Below are 24,467 nucleotides of genomic sequence, written 5' to 3'. Positions count from 1 at the left end.
GGATGGACAATCCGGCAGACTTCACGGGTAAGTCGGTGTTGATCACCGGTGGCACCAAGGGTATCGGTCGCGTCGTCGCCGAGACGTTCCTCGCGGCCGGAGCCGACGTCACCGTCTGTGCTCGCAGTGCGCCCGACAGTGAGATCGAGAGCGGTGGACGCCGAGCATGTTTCGTCCCCGTCGACGTCCGTGACGCCGACGCGGTGAAGGCGATGGTCGATGCCGCACACGCACGGATGGGTCGCCTGGACGTTCTCGTCAACAACGCGGGCGGCTCGCCCGACGCGGACGCCGCGACGGTTTCACCCCGGTTCGTCGACAAGATCGTCGCTCTGAACCTGTTGGCGCCCTTCTACGTTGCGCAGGCCGTGAATGCGGTGATGCAACAGCAGGACACCGGCGGCGCGATAGTCAACATCGGTTCGGTGTCGGCGCACGACCCGCAACCCGGCACCGCCGCGTACTCCGCGGCCAAGGCGGGCCTGCTGATGCTGACGAAGGCCCTCGCGCTGGAGTGGGCGCCGAAGGTCCGCGTCAACCACATCACCACCGGGCTGATCCGCACCGAGGCCGCAGCGTCGGTGTACGGCGAGGACGGCGGCGCCGCGGTCACCCGCACCCTGCCGATCGGCCGGATGGCGGTGCCGTCGGACATCGCCGGTGCCTGCCTGTTCCTCGCGGGACCGCTGTCGGCGTACGTCAACGGCGCCGACATCGCCGTTCACGGTGGCGGCGAATACCCGGCCCGCTACCTGGCCACCCACCCCGAAATCTGATCGGAGCACGAACATGGGCATCCTCGACGGAAAGGTCGCGATCGTCACCGGCGCCGGCCAGGGCATCGGTCGCGGCATCTCGCTGGCACTGGCGAAAGAGGGGGCCGCGATCGCAGTCGCGGGCCGAACCGAGTCGAAACTGCACAAGACGGTCGCGGAGATCGAGGAGTTCGGCGGACGCGCCATCCCGGTGCGGTGTGATGTCTCGGTCGCCGAGGACATCGCGGCGGCCGTCGCAACCACCGTCGAGCAGTTCGGTGGCGTAGACATCATGGTCAACAACGCCAACGACTCCAAGCCCGGCCCACTGCTCGACGTGGTGGACGAGCACTTCGAGCGCGCGTTCGCGTCCGGACCGCTTGCGACGCTGCGGTTCATGCGGGCATGCCACCCGCACATGGTCGCGCGCGGCGGCGGGTCGGTCGTCAACCTGGTCACGTCGGCGTCTGTGCGGTGGGACGCCAGCAACTACGGCGTCTACGGGTCCATCAAGGAGGGCACGCGCGTCCTCACCCGCGCGGCCGCGGCGGAATGGGGACGCGACGGCATCCGCGTCAACAACGTTGCCCCACATGCGATGACGCCTGCGCTGCAGTGGTGGATGGACAAGAACCCCGAGGAGGCGGAGGCCTTCGTCGCGGGCATTCCCCTCGGCCGCGTCGGCGACCCGGAATCCGACATCGGTCGCGCCGTGGTGTTCCTGTGTTCCGAGGATTCCCGGTACCTCACCGGTGCCACCGTTCCCCTCGACGGTGGCCAGTCCCGCTGGGGTTAGGCCCTGTCCACAACCTGTGTGCACAGGTTGTGGAGCACGCGCAGGGGTGTTGTGCGCGCAATTCCCGTGTGCACGCCGCAGAATCGGTGTGCGCAGGGGATTTCGCTGGGCGGGTGGCGGCCCGCTACAGCACCCCTGCGTCGACGGCGGCGAGGCGGTACCACTCGGCGAGGGTGTCGACGGTCTCGTGTGCGTTGAGGCCACTGGGGTTCGGCACCACCCACAGCGCCGCGCCCTCGAAGTCCAGGGGCTGCCTCCCCGTCGACGCGCGCCGGTCGCCGAAGGCCGTGCGATACGCCGTCACCCCCGCGACCGCGACGACGGCGGGACGCGTCGAGCGCACGACCCGACGCAGTCGCTCGGGGCCGTCGCGTAGCTCGGACGCCGTCAGTTCGTCGGCCCGGGCGGTGGCGCGTGGCGCGAGGTTGGTGATCCCGATCCCGCGGCTGAGCAACAGGTCCCGGTCGGCGTCGGACATCCCGGCGCTCGGGTCGATGCGGTGCGGCACGATGCCCGCGCGGTGCAGTGCGGGATAGAACCGGTTACCGGGACGGGCGAAGTGCGCTCCCGTCGCCGCGGTCCACAGACCGGGGTTGATGCCGACGAACAGCAGTCGGCATCCCGGCCCGATCAGGTCCGGGACCGCGGCGTCGCGGAACGACTCCAACTCGGCGCGTGTGAAACCCATCGCGCCAGTACATCATCCGCTCAGGCGTTGTCGAGCACAGACGTCCCCGACTCGACGCGCATCGTCTTGGACGTCTCGACGCCCGAGTTCGGGTTGAGCTTGTCGACGGCCCGGAACGCGAACCGTGCCTCGCTCGCGTCGACCTCGAGGATCCCGTAACCGTGCGCGACCATGTCGGCGTGCTTGAGATGCGGGTTCTTCGCGAGACGGCTTGCTTCCTCGGCCCGGGCCCCGCTCGTGTCGACGCCGCTGCTGGTGTAGCCGCCGTCGCCGGTGTTGGAGGACGTCACCGACGGAACGACGAACTCGACGCCCGCGCGCCGGGTCCCTGGCGCGTTCACCTGGGCGCCGCTCGGAGTTCCGGGAGCGAACCCGGTGTCCCACAGTTCGCCCGCCCAGCCGTCGTGGTCGTCGCCGGTGACAAGAAGAAGATTCTCGACGGATTGCGCTGCAGTGGAGAGAATTTCGTTGCGTTCGGCCCCGTAGCCGTCCCAGGTGTCCATGTAGGCGCGGGTGCCCTGGTCCTCGACGACCATGCCCATCATCATGTTCGGGTTCGCGACGACCTTCCACCGGGCATCCGAGGTGGTGAGTCCGTTGAGGAACCACTGCTTCTGCTGCGCACCCAGCATCGTCCGGCCCGCGACGTCGGCGTCCGCGCAGACGATGTGGTCGAGGGAGTCGCCGCACCCCTGCTTGTCGCGGTACTGGCGGGTGTCGGGCGCGAACAGTTCGACGGTGCGGCCCACGCGCAGCGACCGGTAGGTGCGCGTCGGGTCGCCGGCGAATCGGGGGACGGGCATGTGCTCGAACCACGACTGCCACGCCTGCTGCTTCTTCTGCTGGAAGCCGATCGCGCCCTCGATCGGCGAGATGACGGGGAACGTCCAGCCGTCCTTGCTGTAGTTGTTGCGGAACTCGTGGTCGTCCCAGAGCGGCACGAACGCGTGACTGCTGTGCATCGCCCGCAGGTCGGCGTCGGTGCGGTATCTGCGGTACTTGTCGCGCATGGCGTCGAGGGTCTGCGGGAAGGCGTTGCTCTCCACTCCACGGACGCCGGGCTTGGTGAACTCGTACACGTAGTCGCCGAGACAGACGACGAAGTCGAGGTCTTCCGCGGCGAGGTGCCGGTGCGCCGCGTAGTAGCCCTCCTCGAAGCCCTGGCAGGTGAACCAGCCAATGCGGACCGGTTCGTTGGAGTCGGCGGGCCGCAGCGTCCGGAACCGTCCGACCGGGGACTCGCCGCCGTCACCGCGGAACTGGTAGTAGTACGCCTCGCCGGGCGCCAATCCGGTTGCGTCGAAGTGCGCCGTGCCGTCGGCGTCGCCCGACACCTGAACGCGTTCAGCGATGACGGGACTGGACAGGTCCTCTCGCGTCGAGACGATCAGCGCCAGTTCGCCTCCGGTGGCGCTGCTCCCTGCGCTGCCGGTGGAGACGCTGCTGCCTGCCGCGCTACCGGCCCCGACCCGAGTCCACAACGTGGCGCCGTCCGTGCGGGGAACACCCGCCATGACGCCGTTGCCGAACTCGGGGTTCCGGATCAGTCCCGGTCCGGCGTCGGGTGCCTGACGCAGAAGGGGTGCGGCGTTCGCGCCTGAGGGGAACAGCGCTGCCCCACCGAGAGCGGTGGCGCCGACCAGGAATGCTCGGCGAGAGACGTTGGTGGACGGGAAGGGCACAGGACACCTCGGAGGGGAGGGGACAGTTACACATTTACACTAGACGTAACTTTGCATTCGCTCCGAGTTTTCCCGATGTTCACCGGTCGGTCCGTGCGGGGTGAAGCGCGACCTCCACCGCGTCGGCGGCCGTCACCGGATCCTCGTGCTCCCAGATACGCACCACGGTCCAGCCCGCTGCGGCGAGCCGCTCGTCGGTGTCGCGGTCGCGGGCGACGTTCCCGTCCAGTTTCGTCGCCCACCACGCGGCGTTGTTCTTCGGCGACGTGGCGTGCCGCGGGCACCGATGCCAGAAGCAGCCGTCGACGAACACCGCGACGCGGGCCCGCGGGAACACGAGATCTGCGCGTCGGCGCATTCCGGGAAGGGGTGCCCGGTCGACCCGGTACCGGCGACCGCGGCGATGCAGTTCCCGACGCAATGCCAACTCCGGCGCGGTGTCGCGGCGACGCTGCGCACTCATCCGGGCGCGGGTCGTCGCCGAATCCGGAAGTGGCCGGGCCGTCATGGATGCCATTGTCCGCCGATCGGGGTGACCACGAGATGCCCAGCTGTTTCGCCGGTGTTCACCGGTTCGGGGTTGCGCCGACCGGCCCTCTCAGTCTCCTGCCAGCTTCGCCCCGTACATTCCGCCCGTGCGTACCCGCCTCCTACCCCGGCACTGGCCCCTCGGGCTGGCCGCCCTGATCGTCGCCGCAGGCATCCTCGCCGTGTTCGGTCCGGCCGACATGGCGAGCAACCCCGTCATCGGCTGGTCGAGCTCCCTCTATCGGGACGTTGACGCCGTCACCGCGTCCTGGCCTGCAGGCGCGGGGACCGTCAGCGATCTCGTCGCGGAAGCGGGGCTGGTCGCCCTCGCGCTGATGCTCGCGGTGTCGTTGTGGTGGGGTCGCGGTGACACCCGCACCCTCGCAGTCGGCTTGGCCGCGGGCGCAGGCGCGGCCGGATCGGCCCTGGCGACTCTCGCCGTGAAGTCGGTCGTCACCGAGGAACGGCCCTGCACCGCCCTCCCGGGAGTGCACGCACTCTCGGAGTGCCCACCGCTCGGTGACTGGTCGTTCCCCAGTAACCATTCGGGAATCTCTGCGGCCCTCGCCACTGCGGTGGTCCTCGCCGGCTATGCGGCGCGTCGGACGTGGATGTCCGTGCTCGCCGGCGTCACCGCGGTGATCGTCGGCTTCTCCCGGGTCGTGAGCGGGGTGCACTACCCGCACGACGTCGCCGCGGGGTTGGTGTTCGGCTCGTGCATCGCACTCGCCTTCGCAGTGGCCCTGACACCGGTCGCGACGATCGTGGTACGCCGCGTCGGCCTCGGCACTCCGCGACGCGAGCCCGCGCACTACTAGGGAATGTCGTTCCGGCGCGAGCCTGCCGGAGTTCAGTCGACGAGGGCGGGTTCCTCGGGAACGGGCGTGGCGGCGCGGCGAGCCGGCGCACAGATGCCGACCGCGACGGCGGCGACGAGCAGGATCCCACCCAGCACATAGGCGGCGTTCGACATCCCGGCCATGAACGCCGATCGCGCGAAGTCGGCGAGCTGCTCCCCCTGAGGACCGGCCATCTTCGCCACTTCGAGCGCGGCCGCGAGAGACGACCCGACCGGTTCCTTCGCCGCTTCGGGGACCGCGTCGACAGCGGGCGCGATCTCGCGGCTGTAGGTGGACGCCAGCAGGCTGCCCGCCAGCGCGATGCCGATGGCGGCGCCGACCTCACGGGTGGTGTCGTTGACGGCGGACGCGACGCCCTGCTTGTCCTCGGGGGTGTTCTCGACGATCGCGTGCGTGGCGGGTGCTGTGCACAGTCCGAGGCCGAACGCGTAGATCATCAGGCACCACACCGTGGTCCAGTACCCGCTGTCGGCGTCGATGGTCGCGAACGCGAACATCCCGACTCCCGTCAGGCTCAAGCCGACGACGCTGAGCCAGCGCAGTCCGACGCGCGGGAGCAGCCACGGGACGACCGCGGACATTCCCATCACCGGTATCACCATCGGAGCGAGCGCGATCCCGGACATCAGCGGGCTGAAGCCTCGCACCAACTGCATGTACTGCACGACGAGGAAGAACATCGCGAACGATGCGAGGAACTGCAGAGTCATGGACAGTGACCCGGCGCTGAACCCGCGATTGCCGAACAGTCGCACGTCGAGCAGGGGCTCCGTGCGCCGCAACTCGACCACGACGAACGCCGTTCCGCAGACGACGGCCGTCACGAGAGCCGTGACCGGCAGCGGGTCCGACCAGCCGCGGAGCGGACCCTCGAGCATGCCGAGGACGAATCCGCCGACCGCACCGACCGACAGCAACGAGCCGGGCACGTCCATGCGTGGGGGATGCTCGGCGCGTGACGGTGGGATGGTCCAGGTGACCACGAACAGTCCGATCGCGCCGACGGCGAACCCGACGAAGATCGACTGCCACGACCAGTGCTCGAGCATCAGGCCGGAGATGACCATGCCCGCGATGCCGCCGATCGCGGCGACGCCCGCCCAGATCGCGACACCGCGAGCACGATGTTCGGGCGGGAATGTGGCCACCAGCAGCGACAACGTCGCGGGCATCATGAAGGCGGCGCCGACTCCCGCGAATGCGCGGAACGCGATGATCCAGGTGGGCGAGTCGAGCCAGATCGGTCCGAGGGAGGCGATGCCGACGATCGCCAGTCCGATGAGCAGCACCCCGCGCCGGCCGTACCGGTCGCCCAGCGCACCTGCGGGCAGCAGGAGCGCAGCCAGGGTGAGGGTGTAGCTGTCGATGATCCAGGTCAGTTCGCCCTGGGTGGCACCGGTATCGAGGGCGATGGCGGGCAGGGCCGAATTCAGGGCAGCCATCGCGGCGATGACCAAGGCCACGCCCGAGCACACCACGAAAAGCGTCCAGATCTCCCGGGCGGTCAATCCGGTTCGTGCATTCATGCGCGGCCTTCCCCGAGGCAAAATGAGACTGTCAGTATCGTTTGTGGTGTCGGGGTTCCACAACCCACAGGTTTCGTGAGCGATGGGAGGTGCCGTGGACGCGGACGTTTCGGGACGCGTCGACCCGCGCAAGGCGCGGTCGCGGGCGCGACTGCTCGACGCGGCGACGAACCTCCTCGCCCGCGGCGGGATCGACGCCGTGACGATCGACGCCGTCACCGAGGCCGCCCACGTCGCACGCGCGACGCTGTACCGGCATTTCGACAGCGGTACCGAACTGCTCGCCGCCGCCTTCGCGCGCCTGGTGCCGCCGGCGTCGTCGGTGCCTGAGGGTGCGACGCTGCGCGACCAGCTGATCGCACTCGTCGAAGAACAGGACAGGCTCATCGACGAGGCCCCCGCACAGTTGACGGCGATGTGCTGGCTCGGGATGGGGCCCGGAATCGGCGGTCCCGTGTCCGTTCGCGCCGCCAACGCGGACCGAAGCGAACTGCACTCTCTGCGGCAGCGCATCGTCACCCGGTACCGGGAGCCGTTCGACCGCGTCTTCACGAGCGCGGAATGCCGCGAACAACTCGGCGAGTTCGACCACGACGTGGCCCTCGCGCAGCTGATCGGACCGCTCGTGTTCGTGCGGCTGGCGACCCTGCCTCCCCTCGACGCCCGCGTGCGGGAACAGATCGTCGACGACTTCCTCGCCGCGCGAGGCCGGGCAGTGGGTCGCGACGTGGCCGCCGCGGAGGAGTGACACCGCACCACCGAGGTTCGGCGAATCGCAGCAAACGACTGCACGGGGTTGCGCATGCGCGGATACTGATGAGATACCTCCCGGCCACCCGTCGGTGCACCTGGCGCCCATCGCCGCCCCGCTGCGCCGCCGTCGGCACCGATACACACCCCGTATCGGCTCTCCACGCCGGACGGCGATTGCCCCGACAGGCGCATCCGAGGGAACCGAGAGGCATGCCCTGTGAGCTCGTCTCCCACGGACCGGGCGTAAGGCCCGGCGCGGCGAACCTCCTGGAGGTCGGACGATGGCCAAGAAGGCGACATTCGTGGTCGTGGTGATCGCGGCACTGTTCGGATACCTGGGGGTGGGAACCTCCGCGGCCGCTCCACCTGCCGTGATGGGAGGAGGCACCGGCATCATTCTCGGCAACGAGGCACTGTGCACGTTGACCGCCATCGGTCACGACAACAGTGGCAAACTCGTCGGTCTGACGGCAGGACACTGCGGCGAACCGGGCTACGAGATCGTCCCCGAACGCAGACAGGACGTCGGCATCGTGGGTCACATGGTGGGCAAGAGTCGCGAACTCGACTACGCGGTGATCGAGTTCGACCCCGCGAAGGTGGTCCCGGTCAACCGCATCGGCCCGGTCACCATCACCACGGTCGGGTCGCCCGCCAACTTCCCGGACGTGGTCTGCAAGCAGGGGCTGCGGACCGGCAACACGTGCGGAGTCGTGTGGGGGGATCTCCTGCAGACCAACGAAACGTGGACCCAGATGTGCGTGATCCAGGGTGACTCGGGATCGCCTGTCGTCCGCGGGACTACATTGGTCGGCATGGTGAATGCCTATTTGGGGGTCGCGTGTCTCGGCCCCGAACTCGGAACCGACATCGACATCATCCTGGCGGATCTCAACGCGCACGGCGGCGTTGGCGCAGGCTTCCGTCCGATCTGATCACGTATGCCCCCTCGCTCCCGGCTCGGTGACCGCCTCACCGAGCAGAATCTCACTGACCTCGCCGCCGCCATCGCAGATGGAAAACGCGCCACCGTCTACCTCAACGACGCCACACCGAGCCTCGGGCTGCCCGCGGGCTGTTCCGCGAAAGTGGTGTCGGTGGACGGCACCACGGTGCTGATCCGACCCAAGGGTGTCAATGACGAACTGCCTTTCGAGGCAGACGAATTGCGGATGACGCGGAACCCCTCGCAGCCCGCTGCGAAGCCGGCACCGGCGCCGAAGCCGGCTGCTCCGCCGGCCCGACCGCGGTCGGCAGCAGCGCAGGCCGCCCTCGACCGGTCCGCGGCCTCCGCGCCCAAACCGGTGTCGCCGCAACCGAAGCCCCTCCCCACCTCACCGAAGGACGCCGTGACAACTCCGACCCCTGACGCCGCGACCGCGCCGGCGCCGAAGCGCCCCCGCCGCACGAAGGAACCCGTTGGCGTCAGCGTCACCCTGCACGCGGAGGCGGGAGGCGAATGGACCGTCACCGTCACCCACGGCGCGAAGCGTCCCGGCAAGGCCGCACCGGTGTCCGCGGATTCGGTCGAGCGGGCGGTCCACGAACTCGGTGATCCCGCTGCGGAGGAGGCTGTCGCGTCGGTGCTCTCGGCCGCCCGCGAGGCCGCCGCGAAGCGCGTCGAGGAACTCAGCAAGCAGCTCGACGAAGCCCGCAGCGCGCTCGAGTCGCTGGGCTCGTAACGCCACTTCTGGTTCCCTGATGTCACATTGGGGGTTCTCTAGTGACCTGGTGTGACATCAGGGAACCGTGGCGGGTCAGCGGCGCAGGGTGTACGCCTTGAGCCTGCTGTAGCCGCGGACCCGCAGGGTGCGCATGGAGCGCACCTGGAACTCGTGCTCCGATTCGAGGGCGTCGGCCATCGCGGAGTCGATGAGGACGGTGCCGGGGCGGGCGGAGCTGGTGAGCCGCGCGGCGATGTTCACGACCGCGCCGTACACGTCCCCGAACCGGACGAGCACCTCGCCGAGGGCGAGGCCGACGCGAAGGTTCGGCAGTTCCTCGGTGGTCTGTGCGGCGTCCTGCAGCGACAGGGCGATACGGGCGGCATCGACGGGGTCCTCAGCTGCGAAGAGCACTTCGTCGCCGACGTTCTTGATCACCCAGCCGCGGTTCTGACTGATGACGGTGGTGACGGTGGACTCGAAGAACTCGAGCAGCGTGGTGAGTTCGGTGATGTCGAGCCGGCGGGTGAGGCTGGTGTAGCCGACCATGTCCGCAAACCCGATCACGAGCGTGCGCCGGTCCGTGTCCTCGCTGCGCCGGTCGAGGAAGCGGGCCGCATTCGACGCGAGGTGCCGCCGCCACGCGTAGGACTGGAGCTTCTCGAGGGTGGGCAGCATCTGCTCGGCGACGAGAGAGGCGGCGGCGGCCACCGCACGCGGGTCGACTTCGTCGCCTGCCTCGTGATTGCGGACCCGATCGGCGACATAGGTGTTGAGCAGGCCCAGCTGCCATTCGGCGAGCCGTGAGAACGCCTGTCCGAGTGCGCGGGTCACCGACACCTCGAGGCCGGGGTCGATGATGCCGGCGTCGACCAGTGAGGTGATCGACTTGAGCGCCTCGACGTCGGCGTCGGTGAACATCGGCTCGTCGGGTTTGTCGTCGTGGGCGAATCCCAGCGCGACCCACAGGCGTTGGGCCCGTTCGAGCGGGACACCGGCGATCTCGGCGGCCTGTTCGCGGGTGTACTTGAACTCTCCGCCGAGGAGGCTCCGTTCGACCTCGGCTTCGATCATCTCGAACTCGCGGGCGCGCCGCCGTTCGTGGTCGCGATCAGCCACACACGGCCCCGTTCGACGCCGAACCCACGAGTTTCGTGTACTTGGCGAGCACTCCGCGAGTGTACCGGGGCGGCAACGGCTCCCATCCCTGTGCGCGCAACGTGAGTTCACCCTGGTCGACGAGCACATCGAGGCGACCGGTGCCGACGTCGAGGCGGATCGGGTCGCCGTCCCGGACGAACGCGATCGGTCCGCCGTCGACGGCCTCGGGTGCGACGTGCCCGACGCACAGCCCGGTGGTACCGCCGGAGAAACGGCCGTCGGTGAGCAGCAGGACGTCCTTGCCGAGTCCGGCACCCTTGATCGCGGCGGTGATCGCGAGCATCTCCCGCATCCCGGGCCCACCCTTCGGGCCCTCGTAGCGGATGACAACGGCATCGCCTGCGGTGATCGTGCCGTCCTCGAGGGCGTCGAGCGCGGCGCGTTCGCGGTCGAAAACGCGCGCCGTTCCGGTGAACACGTCGGACTCGAAGCCTGCCGACTTGACGACGGCGCCGCCGGGAGCCAGGGATCCGGCGAGAATGGTGATGCCGCCGGTCGGGTGGATGGGGGCGCTCATCGCGCGCAGCACTTTGCCATCCGGATCGGGAGGTGCGATGTCCGCCAGGTTCTCCGCGATCGTGCGTCCGGTGACAGTCAGGCAGTCGCCGTGCAGCAGGCCCGCGTCCAGGAGGGCCTTCATGACGACGGGGACGCCGCCGATGTGGTCGACGTCCTTCATCACGTAGGCGCCGAACGGTTTGACGTCGGCGAGGTGCGGCACCTTCGCGCCGACGCGTTTGAAATCGTCCAGGGACAACGGGACCCCGGCCTCGTTGGCGATCGCCAGCAGGTGCAGGACGGCGTTGGTGGAGCCGCCGAACGCCATCACCACCGCAATCGCGTTCTCGAACGCCTCCCTCGTCAGGATGTCCGACGGGACGATCCCACGGCGCAGCAGTTCGACGACGGCCTGTCCGCTGCGGCGGGCGTAGCCGTCGCGACGCCGGTCGGTGGCAGGGGGCGCCGCCGACCCGGGCAGCGACATGCCGAGTGCCTCGGCGGCGGAGGCCATCGTGTTGGCGGTGTACATGCCGCCGCAGGCGCCTTCACCGGGGCAGATTGCGCGTTCGATGGCGTCGACGTCCTCACGGCTCATCAACCCGCGGGCGCATGCGCCGACAGCCTCGAACGCGTCGATGATCGTGACGTCCTTCTCGGTGCCGTCCGAGAGTTTCGCGGTGCCGGGAAGGATCGACCCCGCGTACAGGAACACCGACGCCAGGTTCAGGCGGGCGGCGGCCATCAGCATGCCGGGCAGCGACTTGTCGCACCCCGCGAGCAGGACGGACCCGTCGAGGCGCTCGGCCTGCATCACCGTTTCGACGCTGTCTGCGATCACTTCCCGCGACACCAGCGAGAAGTGCATGCCCTCGTGGCCCATCGAGATGCCGTCCGACACCGAGATGGTGCCGAACTCGAGCGGGTAACCACCCGCCGAGTGGACGCCGTCCTTCACGGCCTGAGCGAGCCGGTCGAGGGACAGGTTGCAGGGAGTGATCTCGTTCCACGACGACGCGACCCCGATCTGGGATTTGCCCCAGTCGTCGTCGCCCATCCCGACCGCGCGGAGCATGCCGCGGGCGGCGGTCTTCTCCAACCCGTCGGTGACGTCGCGGCTGCGCGGTTTGACGTCGACGCCGTCGCGCGGTTTGACGTCAGGGGCGTCGTGGGGCTTGACGTCGGGTTCGTTCGTCATCGTGTGCCTCCTTCGGACGGTCGGGGATCGCGCCCGGTGAGCGCGAGCAGTCGGTCCTGCAGCGGTGCGTCGTCCGGCACGGGGACCGGGGCCGCGAATAGTCCGCTGGCACCGAGCATGTCGCGCTGTTCGTCGAACACGTCCCACACGGCGGCGACGAGTCGGGTGTCGAGCGCTTCGTCGGCGCCGGTCGCGCGGGCGAGGTCCCACGCGTGGACGGTGATGTCGCAGACCTGTTCGCGCAGATAGTGATCCACCGTGACCACGGCGTAGGACAGGTGTACGAGTGAGGACGCGGGCGCGACGTCCCAGGCGGCGGTCGCCAGCCCCGAATATTGATTCCACTCGGCGACGAGGTCGTCCTCTCGGAGCGGTCGGATCCGCTCCTCGGCCTCGCTGATCGTGAGCCCCCCGAGCAGTGGTGGCACCCATTGCTGTTCGACGACGACGTGCCGGACGAGGGCGGTGACGTCCCAGTCGGTGTCGGGTGTCGGGGCGGACCAGTCGGTGACCGACTCGACGCGTGTGGAGAATTCGTGTTGAGCCTGGCGCAGCAGCGCCAACCACTCCAGAGCCACGGCGTCACCCCTCCTGTTGTGGGGGCTCGGGGAGGATGACGCTGAACACGCCGCCCGTCGGGTCGGACAGGACGGCGATCCGTCCCGCGCCGGGAATGTGGAAGGGGTCGACGAGAGTCGATCCGCCTGCGGCGACGGACTGTTCGGCGGTGGTGTCGGGATCGTCCACCGCGAAGTAGACCTGCCAGTGTGCGGGTGCGCCGGGGATCTGCGGTGTGGCGCACCCGCCGATGTCCTCGCCGCCTGCGTGCAGCACCGTGTAGCTGCCGTCCGGCATCGGCATCGCCGTGGACGTCACGCCGAACACGGTGTCGTAGAACGCCAGCGCGGACGCCGGTTCGGCGGTGATCAATTCCGACCACACGAGGGCGCCCGCTTCGCCGCGCAGGCCCGCACCGATGTGTCTGCCTGCCTCCCACAGTCCGACGACGGCGCCGGTCGGATCGGCGACGAATGCCATGCGGCCCGCGTCACCGACGTCCGCCGGGTCCATCAGCACCTGGCCACCCGCTCCGGGAACCTTCGCCGTGGTCGCGGTCACGTCGCCGGTGGCGAGGTAGGTGTTCCAGTGTGACGGCGTCTCGGGCGGGGTGCCCGGCGGCTGTCCGCCGACGGCGGCGACCGCGTGTCCGCGGAGTTGCGCCATCGCGTAAACCCCGCCGTCGGGGTTCGGCATCCGCTCGAACTCCCAGCCGAGGAGTCGGGTGTAGTAGTCCTCGGCCGCGGCGGGGTCGCCCGCCGCCAGGTCGACCCAACAGGGCAAGCCCTCCGGGTAGTGCGAGCGGGTGGGCATTGTGACGTCCTTTCGCGTGGAAATTCGGTCCTGCAGATCCCCGCCCACGACCTCGTCGGGCGGAGACCTGCATCCACGCTTCCAGTCCGCGGTGCGTTTGAAAAGTGGAGCGGCTGTATCGAGACGTCGCCGATGCCGTCTCCGCGGAGTCGAGTGCGTGACCGACACCGCCGCGATGTCGCCGCGCGGGTCCCTGACCTGCTGTGTCGACCGGATCTGATGGTCACGGCGGTGCGGTACCCGTCGCAAACGTGGGAGGGGTCACGCTGTGCCGGGGACTGCTGTCGATGGCGGTGGGCTCAGCGGCGGGGATGCGGTCGCCCGGGGTCCGACGGTGGCCGGTTCTGGAGCTACTCAGCGATCATCGTGTGGGGAGTCGAATTCCGGTACGAGCGCGGGAGCTGAGACGTCGCAGTGGGGTTGGCATTCGATCGAATCAGCATGTTCGACAGTGGGTTTCGCCGACGGCACCAGGAGGGCAGCGATCGCGGCGCCTGCGAGCATCAAGCCGGCGCAGATCAGCATCGCGATGTGGAACCCTGCGTTGAACCCGTCGATGTCCGAGTAGTCGGTGATGCCCGCCAGCCCGGGCAGTGCCGCGACGGCGAGCAGCTGCGCCGTCCGGGCGACGGCGTTGTTCACACCGGACGCGATGCCGGCGCGGTCCGTGGACACCGACCCGAGGACGGCCCCGGTCAGCGGCGCCACCAGTGCCGACAGGCCGAGTCCGAACACCACTACCGCAGGCAGGACGTCCGCGACGTACGAGGCGTCGGGGCCGATCCGGAGCATCAGCAGTAGGCCGACCGCTCCGACCAGTGGTCCCACCGTCATCGGCAGCCTGGCCCCGTGGTGCTGCGCCCAGCGTCCCGCGCGGGACGACAGCACCAGCATCAGGACCGTGATCGGCAGCGTCGCGACTCCCGACGCAATCGGCGAGTACCCGGCGACGATCTGCAGCTGCAGGACCAGGAGGAAGAACACCCCGCCCAGTGCCGCATACACGGCGAGAGTCACCAGATTCGCCGCGGTGAACACCCGCGACCGGAACAGCGACGGCGGCACGAGCGGATTCGAGGAGCGTCGCTCGGTGACGACGAACAGGCCGAACGCGACGATCCCGATGCCGACGGGTATCGCGTGCCCGGCGATCAGGCCGTAGGTCAGAGCGGCGAGGGCGACGATGCCGAGCGCGGTGCCCGGGACGTCGAGTCGTCCGTGAGCGTGCGGGTCGCGGCTGTCCGGGACGTGCCGAACAGCGACCCACACCACGGCAGCCGCGAGGGGAACATTGAGCCAGAACACGGCGCGCCAACTCGCGACCTCGACGAGCCAGCCACCGAGGAACGGCCCGGCCGCCGACGCGACACCGCCGAGCCCGGACCACAGTCCGATGGCGGCGCCGCGATCGTCGTCGTCGATGGTCGCGGACAGCAGCGCGAGGCTGCCGGGGGTGAGCAGTGCCGCACCGACGCCCTGCACGATGCGGGCCGCGATGAGCAGTTCGATGTTCGGTGCGAGTGCACAGGCCGCCGAGGCGACCGTGAACCACACTGTGCCCCAGACGAACACGCGACGCCTGCCGAGGCGGTCGCCGAGAGCGCCCGCGAGCAGGATCAGTGACGCAAGGGTGAGGGTGTACCCGCTGACCACCCATTGCAGGTCGGCGACGGAGGCACCGAGGTCCTCGCCGATGCGGGGAAGTGCGATGTTCACGACCGTCGCGTCGAGCATCGCCAGTGACGAGCCGAGGACCGTCGTGAGAACCACGGCCCGGCCCGTCGGTGACCGCAACGGGACAGTCATGGGTGTGACGGTACGCCGCGAGACCCTGTTCGACCGCCGCAGCCGGATGCGTTCGGGGCAGCCGGATTCAAATTCGCTGCCTGCGCATTCGCGTGCCGTCGCACCTCGAGGCACGGATTCGGCGCGAACCGTGAGGTTACATCGTCCCTGCTCAACCACTCACACAAGGAGAAGTTCAATGGCAGTTGCACGTGCGACCCGCGACGGTTCGATTTCCGACGACAACCTCGCCCTCATCAAGCAGATCCAGCCGATCGTGACCGGTGTCGGCGCCATCGTCGGCGGTCTCGGCGCGGTCCTCACCGTCGTCGGTGCCGCGTCGGCTCTCAGCTGAGCGCCTGTGCCTGTGCGCGGGTTCGGTGGTGAGGGCCACCAAACCCGCGCACTTGCGCGTAGTGCCTACTTGTAGTCGTAGAACCCGCGGCCGGTCTTGCGGCCCAGACGGCCCGCGTCGACCATGCGACGCAGCAGCGCCGGCGGAGCGAAGTGCGGCTCCGCGAACTCCGCGTAGAGCGACTCCGCCGCGGCCAGCGCGATGTCGAGGCCGACGGTGTCGAGCAGGGTCAGCGGACCCATCGGGTAGCCGCAGCCACCCTTCATCGCCGCATCGATGTCTTCCTTCGACGCGTAACCCGACTCCAGCATCCGCACCGCCTGGCACAGGTACGGGATGAGCAGCGCGTTGACGATGAAGCCGGACCGGTCGCCGGCCTGCACGGTCGTCTTGCCCAGCGTGTTCTTCGCGTAGTCGGTGACGGCGGCGGCCGTCTCCGGAGCGGTGACCAGAGTGGAGATGATCTCCACCAGCGGCATCACCGGCACCGGGTTGAAGAAGTGCACGCCGACGACCTGCTCGGGACGCTGCGTGGCGCCCGCGACCTTGATCACCGGGATGGAGGAGGTGTTGGTCGCGAGGATGCCGGACGGCTTCACGATCTTGTCGAGCTTGCCGAAGATCTCGTACTTGAGCGCCTCGATCTCCGGCGCGGCCTCAATGACCAGGTCGCGGTCGGCGAACTCCTCGATGTCGAGGGTGACCCGCACGCGCGCGATGGCCGCGTCGGCCTCTTCCTGCGTGATCTTGCCCTTGGCGACACCGCGGGAGATGGACGTCGCGATGCGCGCGGTGGCGGCGTCCGCGAACTCCTGCTTCGTCTCGAGCACCAGGACGTCGCTCCCGGCCTTCGCGCACACCTCGGCGATTCCGGCACCCATGGTGCCGCCACCGATAACTCCGATCAGCTCCACAGCTTCACTCCAAACCTGGAAATCTCGTCATGTTGTCGGGCTCATTCTGCTATGCGCCGGTAACCGGGTCATCGGCCGCCCGCAGCTCGTTCTTGCGGATCTTGCCGGTGGGGGTCCGTGGCAGGTCCGACGCGAACACGATGTCGCGGGGGATTTTGTACCCGGCGAGCAGGTCGCGAGCATGCGCGATCAACTCCAGTGCGGTCACCACAGCACCGGGCCGGACGAGGACGAACGCCTTCGGACGTTCTCCCCACTTGTCGTCCGGGACGCCGATCACCGCGACGTCCGCGACCGCAGGATGGGAGACGATCGCCTGCTCGACCTCGACAGTGGAAATGTTCTCGCCGCCGGAGATGATGATGTCCTTCGCGCGGTCCTTTAGCTGGATGTACCCGTCCGGGTGCATGACGCCGAGGTCGCCGGTGTGGAACCAGCCGCCGGCGAATGCCTGTGCGGTGGCCTCCTCGTCGCGGTAGTAGCCGAGCATCACGTTGTTGCCGCGCAGCACGATCTCGCCGAGGCTGATCCCGTCGGACGGGACGTCGTTCATCTGCGGGTCCACGACGCGCGCGTTCTCGGCCTGCAGCATCCCGACGCCCTGCCTCGAGATCAGGACGGCCCGCTCCGCAGGCGCGAGCGTCGCCCACGAGTCCTGCGGCTCGCAGATCGTGTATGGCCCGTACACCTCGGTCAGGCCGTACACGTGCACTACGGTGACGCCGAGCGACTCCAGCCGTCCGATGATCGTCGGCGACGGCGGGGCGCCTGCTGTCGTGATGCGGAGCGGCGTCGTCAGAGGGTGGGCCTGCGCCGCGTCGGCGATGGTCGAGCAGACGGTCGGGGCGCCGCACAGATTGGTGACGCCGAGGGTGTCGATGGCTTCCCAGATCGCATCGGCGCGGACCGCGCGCAGGCACACGTGCGTGCCGCCCGCCGCAGTGACGGCCCACGGTGTGCACCAGCCGTTGCAGTGGAACATCGGCAGAGTCCACAGGTACTTCGTGTCACCGGTGAACCCGTTGTGGAAGGTCTCGCCGAGCGAGTTCAGGTAGGCGCCCCGGTGGGAGTACATGACGCCCTTGGGTTTTCCGGTGGTGCCGGAGGTGTAGTTGATCGCGATCGGTGTCTGTTCGTCGGCGACGGACCAGGGCAGGGAAGCGCGGACGACGTCGCATGCCAGGAACTCGGAGTAGGTGGTGGTAGCGACGCCGGTGACCGGATTCTCGATCGTGATCGTGGAATCGGGGACATCGATGATCTCCCGCACCGTCGGGACCCGCTCACGGATGGTGGCCGCCGAACCGAGGAGCTCGGAGTCGACGAACAGGATCGTGGCGCCGGAGTGGTCGAGGATGTACTCGAGTTCGGGGCCGGCAAGCCGGGAGTTCAGGGCGACGAGGATGCCGCCCGCCAGGGGGACCGCGAAGTGCGCGATCAGCATTTCGGGGGTGTTCGGGCAGAGGTATGCGACCCGGTCGCCGGGCTCGATGCGCGATGCCAGCACCTGCGCGAGACGCTGCACCTCGGCCCCGAACTCCCGGTACGTGTAGCGGCGGTCGCCGTGGACGATGGCGGTGCGGTCGGGGAACACCGACGCCGAGCGTTCCAGGAAACGCAGCGGGCTCAGCTCGGAATGGTTGGCGGCCAGGGCGGTCATTCGCGTTTCTCCAGGTAGGACGGACTGTGACGGGGCTTACACGGGTTGCCCCCGACGCTAGGGGTCACCGTGAACGGGCCGCTACCCTACGAAGTGGGTATGCCATGAACGAGACACCGAACGACGTACTGAGGCCGAGCGACGAGGACGCGCTCCGCGCCGAACTGCGGGCCCTGAGCGCCGGGTCGGCCTTTCCCGTGCTGTTCGGTGGTGCCGTGTCGGGTGGGTCGATGCTGCTCACCGGCTTCGCGGGTACCCGCACCCGGATGCTGCGCGGGCTCACCATCGACTTCCGCTGCGGTCTCGGTGGCCGTGCCGTCGCTGAGCAGCGCCCCGAGGCCGCACCCGATTACTTCGCCTCCGACCACATCACCCACGACTACGACGTGCAGGTGGCGGGCGAGGGCATCGAGTCGCTGCTCGCGGTTCCCGTCGTGGTGCGAGGCGTGACACGGGCGGCACTGTACGGCGGGCTGCGCGTCCGTCGGCCGATCGGTGACGTGATGATCGGCCCGGTCCTGCGGGCGTCGTCGCGACTTGCCCGGGAGATCGAGATCCGTGACGAGGTGGACCGGCGGGTCGAGATCCTGACGGCGGTGCCGCCCCGAGCCGGACGGTCGACGACCGAGTCCGAGCGGATCACGGAAAGCTACCTGGCGCTGCGTGATCTGGCGGCGCGGGTGGACGACGAGGTGCTTGCCGCGCAGTTGCGCGAGGTGGAGGACACGCTGCGCACGCTGACCACGCCGGCAGTGGAGCCGTCGTCGATCACGTTGTCGCCGAGAGAGTTCGATGTCCTGTCTCACGTCGCCCTCGGGTGCCGGAACGTCGAGATCGCCGACCGGCTCTCGCTCAGCGTGGAAACCGTGAAGACGTACATGCGGAACCTGATGGCGAAACTCGACGTGAACAGCAGGCAGGCCGCGGTGGTCGCTGCGCGGCGGAGCGGCCTGATCCCGTAGGCAGGAGTGGTGTGCGGAATCACCGGCCCGGCGCAGATCCGACTGGTGGTTCCGCGGCTCATTGGCTCCGCCTCAGCCGGCCCGTGCCATAGGGGGAAGGACACGGCGGTTGCACACCTCCATCAGCTCGGCGACGACGTCCGCGTCGAGGGTCGCATCGACCGTTCGACCACGCGCTTCCAGAATGGATCGAACTCGGGGAGCGCGAACGAGCGGGGCCCTTGTAGCCCGGGCCGGAGCAGGCCGGATGAGGACGGCCTTGGCGTCGCGCTCGGCGACCCACTCGAGTTCCTCGATCGCCTTGTCCACGTTGGGCAGGGTGATGGCGGGCGTCGTGAAGATCCGATCCTTGTGGTTGAACTGCCAAGTCTCGTAGAGCCATTCGTTGAGTGCGTGGACGACGACGTGGATCGCGTCGGGATCGTGCCGCATGCGCTCCTCGACGAGGCTCGCGAGTGTCGGGAACATCAAGGTGTGGTCGACGCCGAGCTCGTCCATCAGCTCCAGGCGGGCGGCGGGCTCACGGAAGGCGGGGATCGACTTCATCGAGGAGCCGAAGATCTCGCGCCTGCTCTTGCCTTCGGGGTTGCCGTTCTTGAAGTAGTCCTCCATCGCGCCGGGACGCGCGACCACCTCGAAGTGGGATTGGGGATGTACTCGCTGATCTGGCCGTTGATAGCGATCTTGATGCGGCCGTCTACCTGGACGTACTTGATGACGCCCCTGTACTTCTCGGGGAGGAACTTGGTCCGCGCCTCGGGGGTCTCGTACAGGTGGTTGTCCTCGTCGAACAGATGGTCGGGCCCTCATACCTCGCCGACCCGCACGTGCAGGTCGGACTCGTCGCGGCCGACGGCGGCCCGTTGACCTGGCCGCTGCAGATCAGTCTGCCGCTCGCGAAGGTATTCACTTTGACGGGCGTTCGGATCCCCGCGGAGCGGGCGCGGGAACTGGGGTTGGCGAACCACGTGGTGGCCGACCCGTTCGCCGACGCTCTCGCCTGCGCACCGAAGCCACCCAACCGCAGTCTGTCGAGGCGACGAAACGGATGCTGAACCTGCACATCGAATGGGCTGTGCTCGCCTCCCTCGACTACGCGAACGCCGCCGAGGACCAGTCGTTCCAGACCGAGGACTTCCGCACCACCATCGCGCGACTGACGGCGGTCAAGACGTGTGTCGCGTCCCGCATCCCACATCGATTGAACGAGAACGCAATCCCGGGTGTCGGCAGCGCACGAGACCCCGGGATTGCGCGGAGGACTAACTGGCGCTTCCGCTGTCGCCGCCGCGTCGCTCGACGTTCGCCCAGAACCCGAAGTTGTTCTGCAGCGGGTCGACATCGCTGGAGATGGTGTAACCGGAGATCGAACTGGGGAAGCAGCCGAACCACTTGGTTTCGATGCGGAGCTTCTCGCCCGCCTTGAGCAGGGGGCTGAACTGCTGTGCTCCGCCCAGTTCCTGCAGCGTCACGTTGGGCCAGTCCCGTCCGTACGCGGTGACTTCCATCCACCGCACCATGTACCACGAGTCCACCCACGGATCGCCAGGCTTTCCGAAGGCGCAGTACACGCCACCGGTCAGGTCGAGATCGACCGGGCCGACCGGTGCCGCCTGCGCGGGGGCGGCGACCACACCTCCGGTGGCAATTCCGACTGCAGCGGCGCCCGCGATGGCGGCACGCACCAATTTGGTCTTCATCCTCGCTCCTTCGGGCCGGACGTCACACGCAACGTTGCCTGTTGGGAGATGAATCGGTCGAAAGGGACCGCGCGTTACGCGAACTCGGTGACGGCGCTTCGGAGAGCGGTGCCCGCCGCCCCTCGCCGCGCGCGCACCAGGGGGCCTCCGCCCGCTCGCCGGTGTTCGACCCCACCCTGCACCTCGCCGAGGTGAGGTTCTCCGGCGTCCGCGTCACCGACGCCGAGCGCGCCGACGTCGATCCCGCGCGGGCGCGTGAGTTCGCGCTCATGGGCATGGCGACGTGTCGGTGCCTGCCAACGGATTCTGGATCTCGTACTCGAGCATCTCCGGCAACGGCAGCAGTTCGGCGCCATGGAATTCACTAGGGAGAACGACCTCCAGTTCGCGCTCAAGCGAGCCAAGGCCGGTCAGTTGACGCTCGGCGGTCGGCAGAGCACCGAGCGCGGATCGCCGACGGGTACCGATCACAGATCGCCAAGGAATACGCGTGAAGCTGACCTTCGACACGGCTGTCGAGGAGTTCCGGGCCGAGTTCGTGGCCTTCCTCGACGCGAACCTGCCCACGGAAGCCGAAGCGGGCGAACGTCCCCGGTCCAGCGCGCACGACGCCGACGTACTTCTCACCTTCGTCCGCACCGCCCCGATGCCCCGAAGCGCCAGGGCATCAGTGTGCTGCTGATCCCCGCCGACACCCCGGGCGTCACCCGTCGGCCGTTCGCGTCCGTCTGCGCCGGCGACGACCTCGACTTCAACGAGGTCTTCTTCACTGACGCCCGGGTGCCCGTGGAAGCCTCGTCGATGAACTGAACAAGGGCTGGCGTGTCGCGACGGGTTCGCTCGGTCACGAGCGAACCCTGTTGTGGCTCAGCTTCTCCGACCGACTCCAGGACCTTCTCGAGGACTTCCGTCTCGTCACGGAACTGGACCGCGACCACTACGCCACGCAGGTGCTGGCCCGCGAGGCGCGCGGCGACCAGGAGGTCGCCTCGCTCTCGATGCTCAAACTTCTCGGATGCGAGGCGGTGCAGAGCGCCGCGGACGGGACTTCGCCGGTTGACGTGCGAGTGGGCCTGGTCGAGAACGGTGACACCTTCCGGCTCGCATTCGAGGGAATGGCCGCCGACCCGCGCGCGTCCGCCACGACGGTGACGGTCGCGGCGATCGAAGGAGTCGACGAGACCAAACCCAACGTCACCTACACGCTGCTCATGGGCGGTGCCCCTGTCATGCCGGACCAGGTGGCCAGGCCGTCAACCAGGACGGAACGTGGAAGGTCCCCGCAGCCACCTTCTGTGCCCTGTTCTCCGTTCACGGCGGTGGCAACCTGTCGCCGGCTGCTGACGACAAGTCCACCAACGACTCTGGGGCGGTGACGAACCCGGCGCCGTCCCACAGTCGCCTGTACCAGCGGCCACTCATGTGCGGTGGCCGGTGGTCCGGCCGGAGCGGCCGCCGGCTTCTTCGGCGAGCGGCCGCCGGCTTCTTCGGCGAGCGGCCGACCAAACGCGATCCGCGCACCGTTCTGGGGGTGCTCGAACGGTGCACCCGCGATACCAAGTTGTTCTAATGAAACTAGAACAATAGAATGTGTTCGTGCTCATCCGAATCGACCCCGCCTCGCCGACGCCGCTCTTCGAACAGGTCGCGGCGAGCGTGCGGCGCGCCCTGGCCGACGGCAGCGTCGGTCCCGGGGACCGTTTGCCCGGCGCCCGGGAACTCGCCGAATCCCTCGACCTGAACGTGCACACGGTGCTGCGGGGTTACCAGCAGCTGCGCGACGAGGGGCTGATCGAACTGCGGCGTGGGCGCGGCGCGGTGGTCGCGGACGACGCCGGCGGACGCAGCCGGCTCCAGGAGGCGGTCCTCGACGTCGTCACCGAGGCGCGTCGCCTCGGACTGAGCGCGGCGGAACTGGTGACCCTCATCAAGAAGGAGATGACATGACCGAACAGACCGTGGCACCGCAGGTGTCGTGGGTCCGGGCGCTGGTCGGCGCGCTGTCGGCGCCGGTGGTGCTCGCCGCGATCGCGCTGGTGTTGTTCGCCGCCTGGGCCGCCGACCTGCCGGATCCGATGGCCGTGCACTTCACATTCGGCGGCAGTGCCGACGGCTTCGCCTCGCAGGCCGCGGCGCGCGCGAGCGTGCTTCTCGGTCCCGCCGCCGCAGCGGTCCTGGTGACGGTCCTGGTGCTGATCACCCGCCGTGACCTGCGAACCGCCAGATTGGGCGTCACCCTCGCCTCCGGCATCGGCTCGTTCCTGGCGGTGCTCCCGATCCTGCTGGCAATCCCGCAACGCGGCGTCGCCGATGCCTCGTCCGTCACCGTGCCTGGCTGGTGGATCGTCGCCGGCGCGGCGATCGCGGTTGGCGCGGCGGTGCTCGCCCACCTGAGCATGCCGGCGCCCGGACCGGCTCGGGCGAGCACCTCGCCCGTCGCCGACGCTCCACGCATCCCGCTCGAGGACGGGGAGCGGGTGGCGTGGTCAGGATCGGCGGCGATGCCCCGGTGGTTCGGCGTTCTCCTTGGTTTGCTCCCGATCGCGGTCGTCGTCGCACTGATGGCGGTCGGGGTGGGCCCGGCGATCCTGCTGCTCGTGGTCGCCGCGATCTCGGGGGCCGCGATGGCGCTCGTCCTCGCTCCGGTTCGCGTCCTCGTCGATCAGCGCGGGCTGTCCGCGCGCGGAGTCGTCCCGGTCCGGCCCGTTCACATCCCTCTCGACGAGGTCGCCGAAGCGCGCGCGGTCACCGTCAAGGTGATCAACGGGTTCGGCGGCTACGGCTATCGGGTCGGTCCCCGGGGCGTCGGACTGATTGCCCGGCCAGGCCCCGCGCTGGAGGTCACCCGGGGTGACGGGTCGCGATTCACCGTCACTGTCGACGGGGCCGACCAGGCCGCGGCGGTGCTCAACACCCTCGCTGCCCGCGGCCGCGTCTGACCCGGCGGAGTTTCCCCGCTCCTCCCGGCGCGCAGCGCCGGGAGGAGCACCGTTTCTCGGGTGGTTGGACGCCGCGCTGCGCGTACAGCGCGGGGTACTCCGTGCGCGAGCGGGTCGAGATGTCGACGTCGGTCGCCTTGGCGCGCAGAGCCCCGACCGTCGCCTGCTACTCGGGGATGTGCGCGTACGGATCCCAGGGCAGGAACCGGCAGGCGTTCTGCCACGTGATCTTGTCGATGTCGGAATCGCTCGCGCCGACGGCGTTCAACTCGTTGAGGACGAACTCGGGTGCGTCGGGCCACAGCGAATCGGAGTGCGGGTAGTCGCACTCCCCGGCGATGATGTCGATGCCGATCTCGTGGCGCAGCTTGAGTGACGTCTTGTCGGTGACGTAGCACGCGATGACGTGCTCGCGGAACACCTCGCTGGGCAGCTTGCCCCCGAAGTCGCGCGGCAGCCAGCTCTGATTGGTGTAGCGCTCGGTCCGAGCGGTTCATGAAGAACGGGATCCAGCCGATGCCACCCTCGGACAGCGCCACCTTCAGCTTCGGGTAGGCGTGCATCGCCGGGCCCCCAGAGCAGGTCCTGAACGGCGATCTGGGACACGCTGGGCGCCAACACCATCAGGTTGTCGATGGGAAGTCCGACGCCAGGCGCAGTGCGCCGAAGCCC

General features: G+C 68.9%; 22 protein-coding genes and 5 pseudogenes. 13 read left to right on the top strand and 14 right to left on the bottom strand.

Features of this window, described 5'->3' with window-relative positions; genetic code table 11:
- The first annotated feature begins 2 nt into the window (after positions 1-2).
- A complete protein-coding gene (locus tag RHCRD62_RS07465) occupies positions 3-776 on the top strand; it encodes an SDR family oxidoreductase (RefSeq protein ID WP_050064063.1) in 774 nt (257 codons plus the stop codon).
- A gap of 13 nt (positions 777-789) precedes the next feature.
- Positions 790-1,551: an SDR family NAD(P)-dependent oxidoreductase gene (locus RHCRD62_RS07460; RefSeq protein WP_050064062.1), complete on the top strand. Its 762-nt coding sequence runs from the start codon at positions 790-792 to the stop codon at positions 1,549-1,551.
- 124 nt (positions 1,552-1,675) lie between these two features.
- Here the strand turns inward: RHCRD62_RS07460 and RHCRD62_RS07455 are convergent, their stop codons facing one another.
- The 3 genes from RHCRD62_RS07455 to RHCRD62_RS07445 all read right to left on the bottom strand — a co-directional run bounded on the left by RHCRD62_RS07455 (position 1,676) and on the right by RHCRD62_RS07445 (position 4,429).
- On the bottom strand, positions 1,676-2,239 hold the full coding sequence (locus RHCRD62_RS07455; RefSeq protein ID WP_050064061.1) for a mismatch-specific DNA-glycosylase: 564 nt from the start codon (positions 2,237-2,239) through the stop codon (positions 1,676-1,678).
- A 20-nt stretch (positions 2,240-2,259) separates the two neighbouring features.
- Positions 2,260-3,921 carry an alkaline phosphatase D family protein gene (locus RHCRD62_RS07450; protein ID WP_050064060.1) on the bottom strand — a complete coding sequence of 554 codons (1,662 nt, stop codon included), beginning with the start codon at positions 3,919-3,921 and terminating at the stop codon, positions 2,260-2,262.
- A gap of 79 nt (positions 3,922-4,000) precedes the next feature.
- Positions 4,001-4,429: a very short patch repair endonuclease gene (locus RHCRD62_RS07445; protein ID WP_050064059.1), complete on the bottom strand. Its 429-nt coding sequence runs from the start codon at positions 4,427-4,429 to the stop codon at positions 4,001-4,003.
- A 127-nt stretch (positions 4,430-4,556) separates the two neighbouring features.
- On the opposite strand from RHCRD62_RS07445, the gene RHCRD62_RS07440 reads away from it, so the two are divergent.
- Complete coding sequence (locus RHCRD62_RS07440; RefSeq protein WP_050064058.1) at positions 4,557-5,267, top strand: phosphatase PAP2 family protein; 711 nt, start codon at positions 4,557-4,559, stop codon at positions 5,265-5,267.
- Between the two features lie 32 nt (positions 5,268-5,299).
- Here RHCRD62_RS07440 and RHCRD62_RS07435 read toward each other — a convergent pair whose 3' ends face one another.
- Positions 5,300-6,835 (bottom strand): MFS transporter, encoded by a 1,536-nt coding sequence (locus RHCRD62_RS07435; RefSeq protein WP_050064057.1) that lies wholly within the window; start codon positions 6,833-6,835, stop codon positions 5,300-5,302.
- Positions 6,836-6,917: 82 nt separating this feature from the next.
- Here RHCRD62_RS07435 and RHCRD62_RS07430 point away from each other — a divergent pair, with 82 nt between their 5' ends.
- The 3 genes from RHCRD62_RS07430 (at position 6,918) to RHCRD62_RS07420 (ending at position 9,270) form a co-directional block, all read left to right on the top strand.
- Positions 6,918-7,583, top strand: coding sequence for a TetR/AcrR family transcriptional regulator (locus RHCRD62_RS07430; RefSeq protein WP_050064056.1), 666 nt, complete (start codon positions 6,918-6,920; stop codon positions 7,581-7,583).
- Between the two features lie 286 nt (positions 7,584-7,869).
- Positions 7,870-8,523, top strand: a complete 654-nt coding sequence (locus tag RHCRD62_RS07425; protein WP_050064055.1) for a S1 family peptidase — start codon at positions 7,870-7,872, stop codon at positions 8,521-8,523.
- Between the two features lie 6 nt (positions 8,524-8,529).
- A complete protein-coding gene (locus RHCRD62_RS07420; protein ID WP_050064054.1) occupies positions 8,530-9,270 on the top strand; it encodes a DUF6319 family protein in 741 nt (246 codons plus the stop codon).
- A 75-nt stretch (positions 9,271-9,345) separates the two neighbouring features.
- Here RHCRD62_RS07420 and RHCRD62_RS07415 read toward each other — a convergent pair whose 3' ends face one another.
- The 5 genes from RHCRD62_RS07415 to RHCRD62_RS07395 form a co-directional block, all read right to left on the bottom strand.
- Positions 9,346-10,371, bottom strand: coding sequence for an adenylate/guanylate cyclase domain-containing protein (locus RHCRD62_RS07415; RefSeq protein WP_253277236.1), 1,026 nt, complete (start codon positions 10,369-10,371; stop codon positions 9,346-9,348).
- Positions 10,364-12,109 carry a dihydroxy-acid dehydratase gene (gene ilvD, locus RHCRD62_RS07410; protein WP_084734137.1) on the bottom strand — a complete coding sequence of 582 codons (1,746 nt, stop codon included), beginning with the start codon at positions 12,107-12,109 and terminating at the stop codon, positions 10,364-10,366. Before ilvD ends, RHCRD62_RS07415 begins: the two co-directional genes overlap by 8 nt.
- The gene (locus tag RHCRD62_RS07405) at positions 12,106-12,687 is read right to left on the bottom strand and encodes a TIGR03086 family metal-binding protein (RefSeq protein ID WP_050064053.1); all 582 of its coding nucleotides are present in this window, start codon (positions 12,685-12,687) and stop codon (positions 12,106-12,108) included. The genes ilvD and RHCRD62_RS07405 overlap by 4 nt, the downstream gene beginning before the upstream one ends.
- Positions 12,688-12,691: 4 nt before the next feature.
- Complete coding sequence (locus RHCRD62_RS07400; protein ID WP_050064052.1) at positions 12,692-13,480, bottom strand: VOC family protein; 789 nt, start codon at positions 13,478-13,480, stop codon at positions 12,692-12,694.
- A 354-nt stretch (positions 13,481-13,834) separates the two neighbouring features.
- Complete coding sequence (locus RHCRD62_RS07395; protein WP_050064051.1) at positions 13,835-15,286, bottom strand: MFS transporter; 1,452 nt, start codon at positions 15,284-15,286, stop codon at positions 13,835-13,837.
- Positions 15,287-15,464: 178 nt separating this feature from the next.
- Here RHCRD62_RS07395 and RHCRD62_RS26060 point away from each other — a divergent pair, with 178 nt between their 5' ends.
- Entirely contained in the window at positions 15,465-15,620 is a 156-nt protein-coding gene (locus RHCRD62_RS26060; RefSeq protein ID WP_172671023.1) for a hypothetical protein, read from the top strand.
- A gap of 65 nt (positions 15,621-15,685) precedes the next feature.
- Here the strand turns inward: RHCRD62_RS26060 and RHCRD62_RS07390 are convergent, their stop codons facing one another.
- Both RHCRD62_RS07390 and RHCRD62_RS07385 read right to left on the bottom strand, forming a co-directional pair.
- Positions 15,686-16,534, bottom strand: coding sequence for a 3-hydroxybutyryl-CoA dehydrogenase (locus tag RHCRD62_RS07390; protein WP_050064050.1), 849 nt, complete (start codon positions 16,532-16,534; stop codon positions 15,686-15,688).
- A gap of 49 nt (positions 16,535-16,583) precedes the next feature.
- Positions 16,584-18,194: a long-chain-fatty-acid--CoA ligase gene (locus tag RHCRD62_RS07385; protein WP_050064049.1), complete on the bottom strand. Its 1,611-nt coding sequence runs from the start codon at positions 18,192-18,194 to the stop codon at positions 16,584-16,586.
- A 104-nt stretch (positions 18,195-18,298) separates the two neighbouring features.
- On the opposite strand from RHCRD62_RS07385, the gene RHCRD62_RS07380 reads away from it, so the two are divergent.
- The gene (locus RHCRD62_RS07380) at positions 18,299-19,156 is read left to right on the top strand and encodes a helix-turn-helix transcriptional regulator (protein ID WP_050064048.1); all 858 of its coding nucleotides are present in this window, start codon (positions 18,299-18,301) and stop codon (positions 19,154-19,156) included.
- Between the two features lie 164 nt (positions 19,157-19,320).
- Here the strand turns inward: RHCRD62_RS07380 and RHCRD62_RS07375 are convergent.
- Positions 19,321-19,950, bottom strand: a pseudogene (locus tag RHCRD62_RS07375) (amidohydrolase family protein); the annotation flags it as partial.
- Positions 19,951-19,962: 12 nt separating this feature from the next.
- On the opposite strand from RHCRD62_RS07375, the pseudogene RHCRD62_RS07370 reads away from it, so the two are divergent.
- A pseudogene (locus RHCRD62_RS07370) lies at positions 19,963-20,315 on the top strand (enoyl-CoA hydratase/isomerase family protein); the annotation flags it as partial.
- A 103-nt stretch (positions 20,316-20,418) separates the two neighbouring features.
- Here RHCRD62_RS07370 and RHCRD62_RS07365 read toward each other — a convergent pair.
- Positions 20,419-20,856 (bottom strand): hypothetical protein, encoded by a 438-nt coding sequence (locus RHCRD62_RS07365; RefSeq protein WP_050064046.1) that lies wholly within the window; start codon positions 20,854-20,856, stop codon positions 20,419-20,421.
- Positions 20,857-21,008: 152 nt separating this feature from the next.
- On the opposite strand from RHCRD62_RS07365, the pseudogene RHCRD62_RS26360 reads away from it, so the two are divergent.
- From RHCRD62_RS26360 to RHCRD62_RS07335, 4 genes and pseudogenes are all read left to right on the top strand, one after another.
- Positions 21,009-21,350 (top strand): annotated as a pseudogene (locus tag RHCRD62_RS26360) (hypothetical protein); the annotation flags it as partial.
- A pseudogene (locus tag RHCRD62_RS26165) lies at positions 21,347-21,899 on the top strand (hypothetical protein); the annotation flags it as partial. The pseudogenes RHCRD62_RS26360 and RHCRD62_RS26165, both read left to right, overlap by 4 nt.
- Positions 21,900-22,452: 553 nt before the next feature.
- Entirely contained in the window at positions 22,453-22,803 is a 351-nt protein-coding gene (locus tag RHCRD62_RS07340) for a GntR family transcriptional regulator (RefSeq protein WP_050064516.1), read from the top strand.
- The gene (locus RHCRD62_RS07335) at positions 22,800-23,795 is read left to right on the top strand and encodes a DUF1648 domain-containing protein (RefSeq protein WP_050064041.1); all 996 of its coding nucleotides are present in this window, start codon (positions 22,800-22,802) and stop codon (positions 23,793-23,795) included. Before RHCRD62_RS07340 ends, RHCRD62_RS07335 begins: the two co-directional genes overlap by 4 nt.
- Before the next feature lie 94 nt (positions 23,796-23,889).
- On the opposite strand, the pseudogene RHCRD62_RS26355 reads toward RHCRD62_RS07335, so the two are convergent.
- Positions 23,890-24,466: pseudogene (locus RHCRD62_RS26355) on the bottom strand (amidohydrolase); the annotation flags it as partial.
- Position 24,467: the final 1 nt, after the last annotated feature.

This window comes from Rhodococcus sp. RD6.2, assembly GCF_001040705.1.
Taxonomy (GTDB): domain Bacteria; phylum Actinomycetota; class Actinomycetes; order Mycobacteriales; family Mycobacteriaceae; genus Rhodococcus_G.
The sequence above is the reverse complement of the archived record's forward strand: the minus strand, read 5'-3'. Positions and strand labels throughout refer to the sequence as shown.

Coding starts and splice junctions, on each gene's coding strand:
- RHCRD62_RS07465 (WP_050064063.1), top strand. CDS start 3: ATGGACAATCCGGCAGACTTCACGGGTAAGTCGGTGTTGATCACCGGT.
- RHCRD62_RS07460 (WP_050064062.1), top strand. CDS start 790: ATGGGCATCCTCGACGGAAAGGTCGCGATCGTCACCGGCGCCGGCCAG.
- RHCRD62_RS07455 (WP_050064061.1), bottom strand. CDS start 2,239: ATGGGTTTCACACGCGCCGAGTTGGAGTCGTTCCGCGACGCCGCGGTC.
- RHCRD62_RS07445 (WP_050064059.1), bottom strand. CDS start 4,429: ATGACGGCCCGGCCACTTCCGGATTCGGCGACGACCCGCGCCCGGATG.
- RHCRD62_RS07435 (WP_050064057.1), bottom strand. CDS start 6,835: ATGAATGCACGAACCGGATTGACCGCCCGGGAGATCTGGACGCTTTTC.
- RHCRD62_RS07430 (WP_050064056.1), top strand. CDS start 6,918: ATGGGAGGTGCCGTGGACGCGGACGTTTCGGGACGCGTCGACCCGCGC.
- RHCRD62_RS07425 (WP_050064055.1), top strand. CDS start 7,870: ATGGCCAAGAAGGCGACATTCGTGGTCGTGGTGATCGCGGCACTGTTC.
- RHCRD62_RS07420 (WP_050064054.1), top strand. CDS start 8,530: ATGCCCCCTCGCTCCCGGCTCGGTGACCGCCTCACCGAGCAGAATCTC.
- ilvD (WP_084734137.1), bottom strand. CDS start 12,109: ATGACGAACGAACCCGACGTCAAGCCCCACGACGCCCCTGACGTCAAA.
- RHCRD62_RS07400 (WP_050064052.1), bottom strand. CDS start 13,480: ATGCCCACCCGCTCGCACTACCCGGAGGGCTTGCCCTGTTGGGTCGAC.
- RHCRD62_RS07395 (WP_050064051.1), bottom strand. CDS start 15,286: ATGACTGTCCCGTTGCGGTCACCGACGGGCCGGGCCGTGGTTCTCACG.
- RHCRD62_RS26060 (WP_172671023.1), top strand. CDS start 15,465: ATGGCAGTTGCACGTGCGACCCGCGACGGTTCGATTTCCGACGACAAC.
- RHCRD62_RS07385 (WP_050064049.1), bottom strand. CDS start 18,194: ATGACCGCCCTGGCCGCCAACCATTCCGAGCTGAGCCCGCTGCGTTTC.
- RHCRD62_RS07380 (WP_050064048.1), top strand. CDS start 18,299: ATGAACGAGACACCGAACGACGTACTGAGGCCGAGCGACGAGGACGCG.
- RHCRD62_RS07365 (WP_050064046.1), bottom strand. CDS start 20,856: ATGAAGACCAAATTGGTGCGTGCCGCCATCGCGGGCGCCGCTGCAGTC.
- RHCRD62_RS07335 (WP_050064041.1), top strand. CDS start 22,800: ATGACCGAACAGACCGTGGCACCGCAGGTGTCGTGGGTCCGGGCGCTG.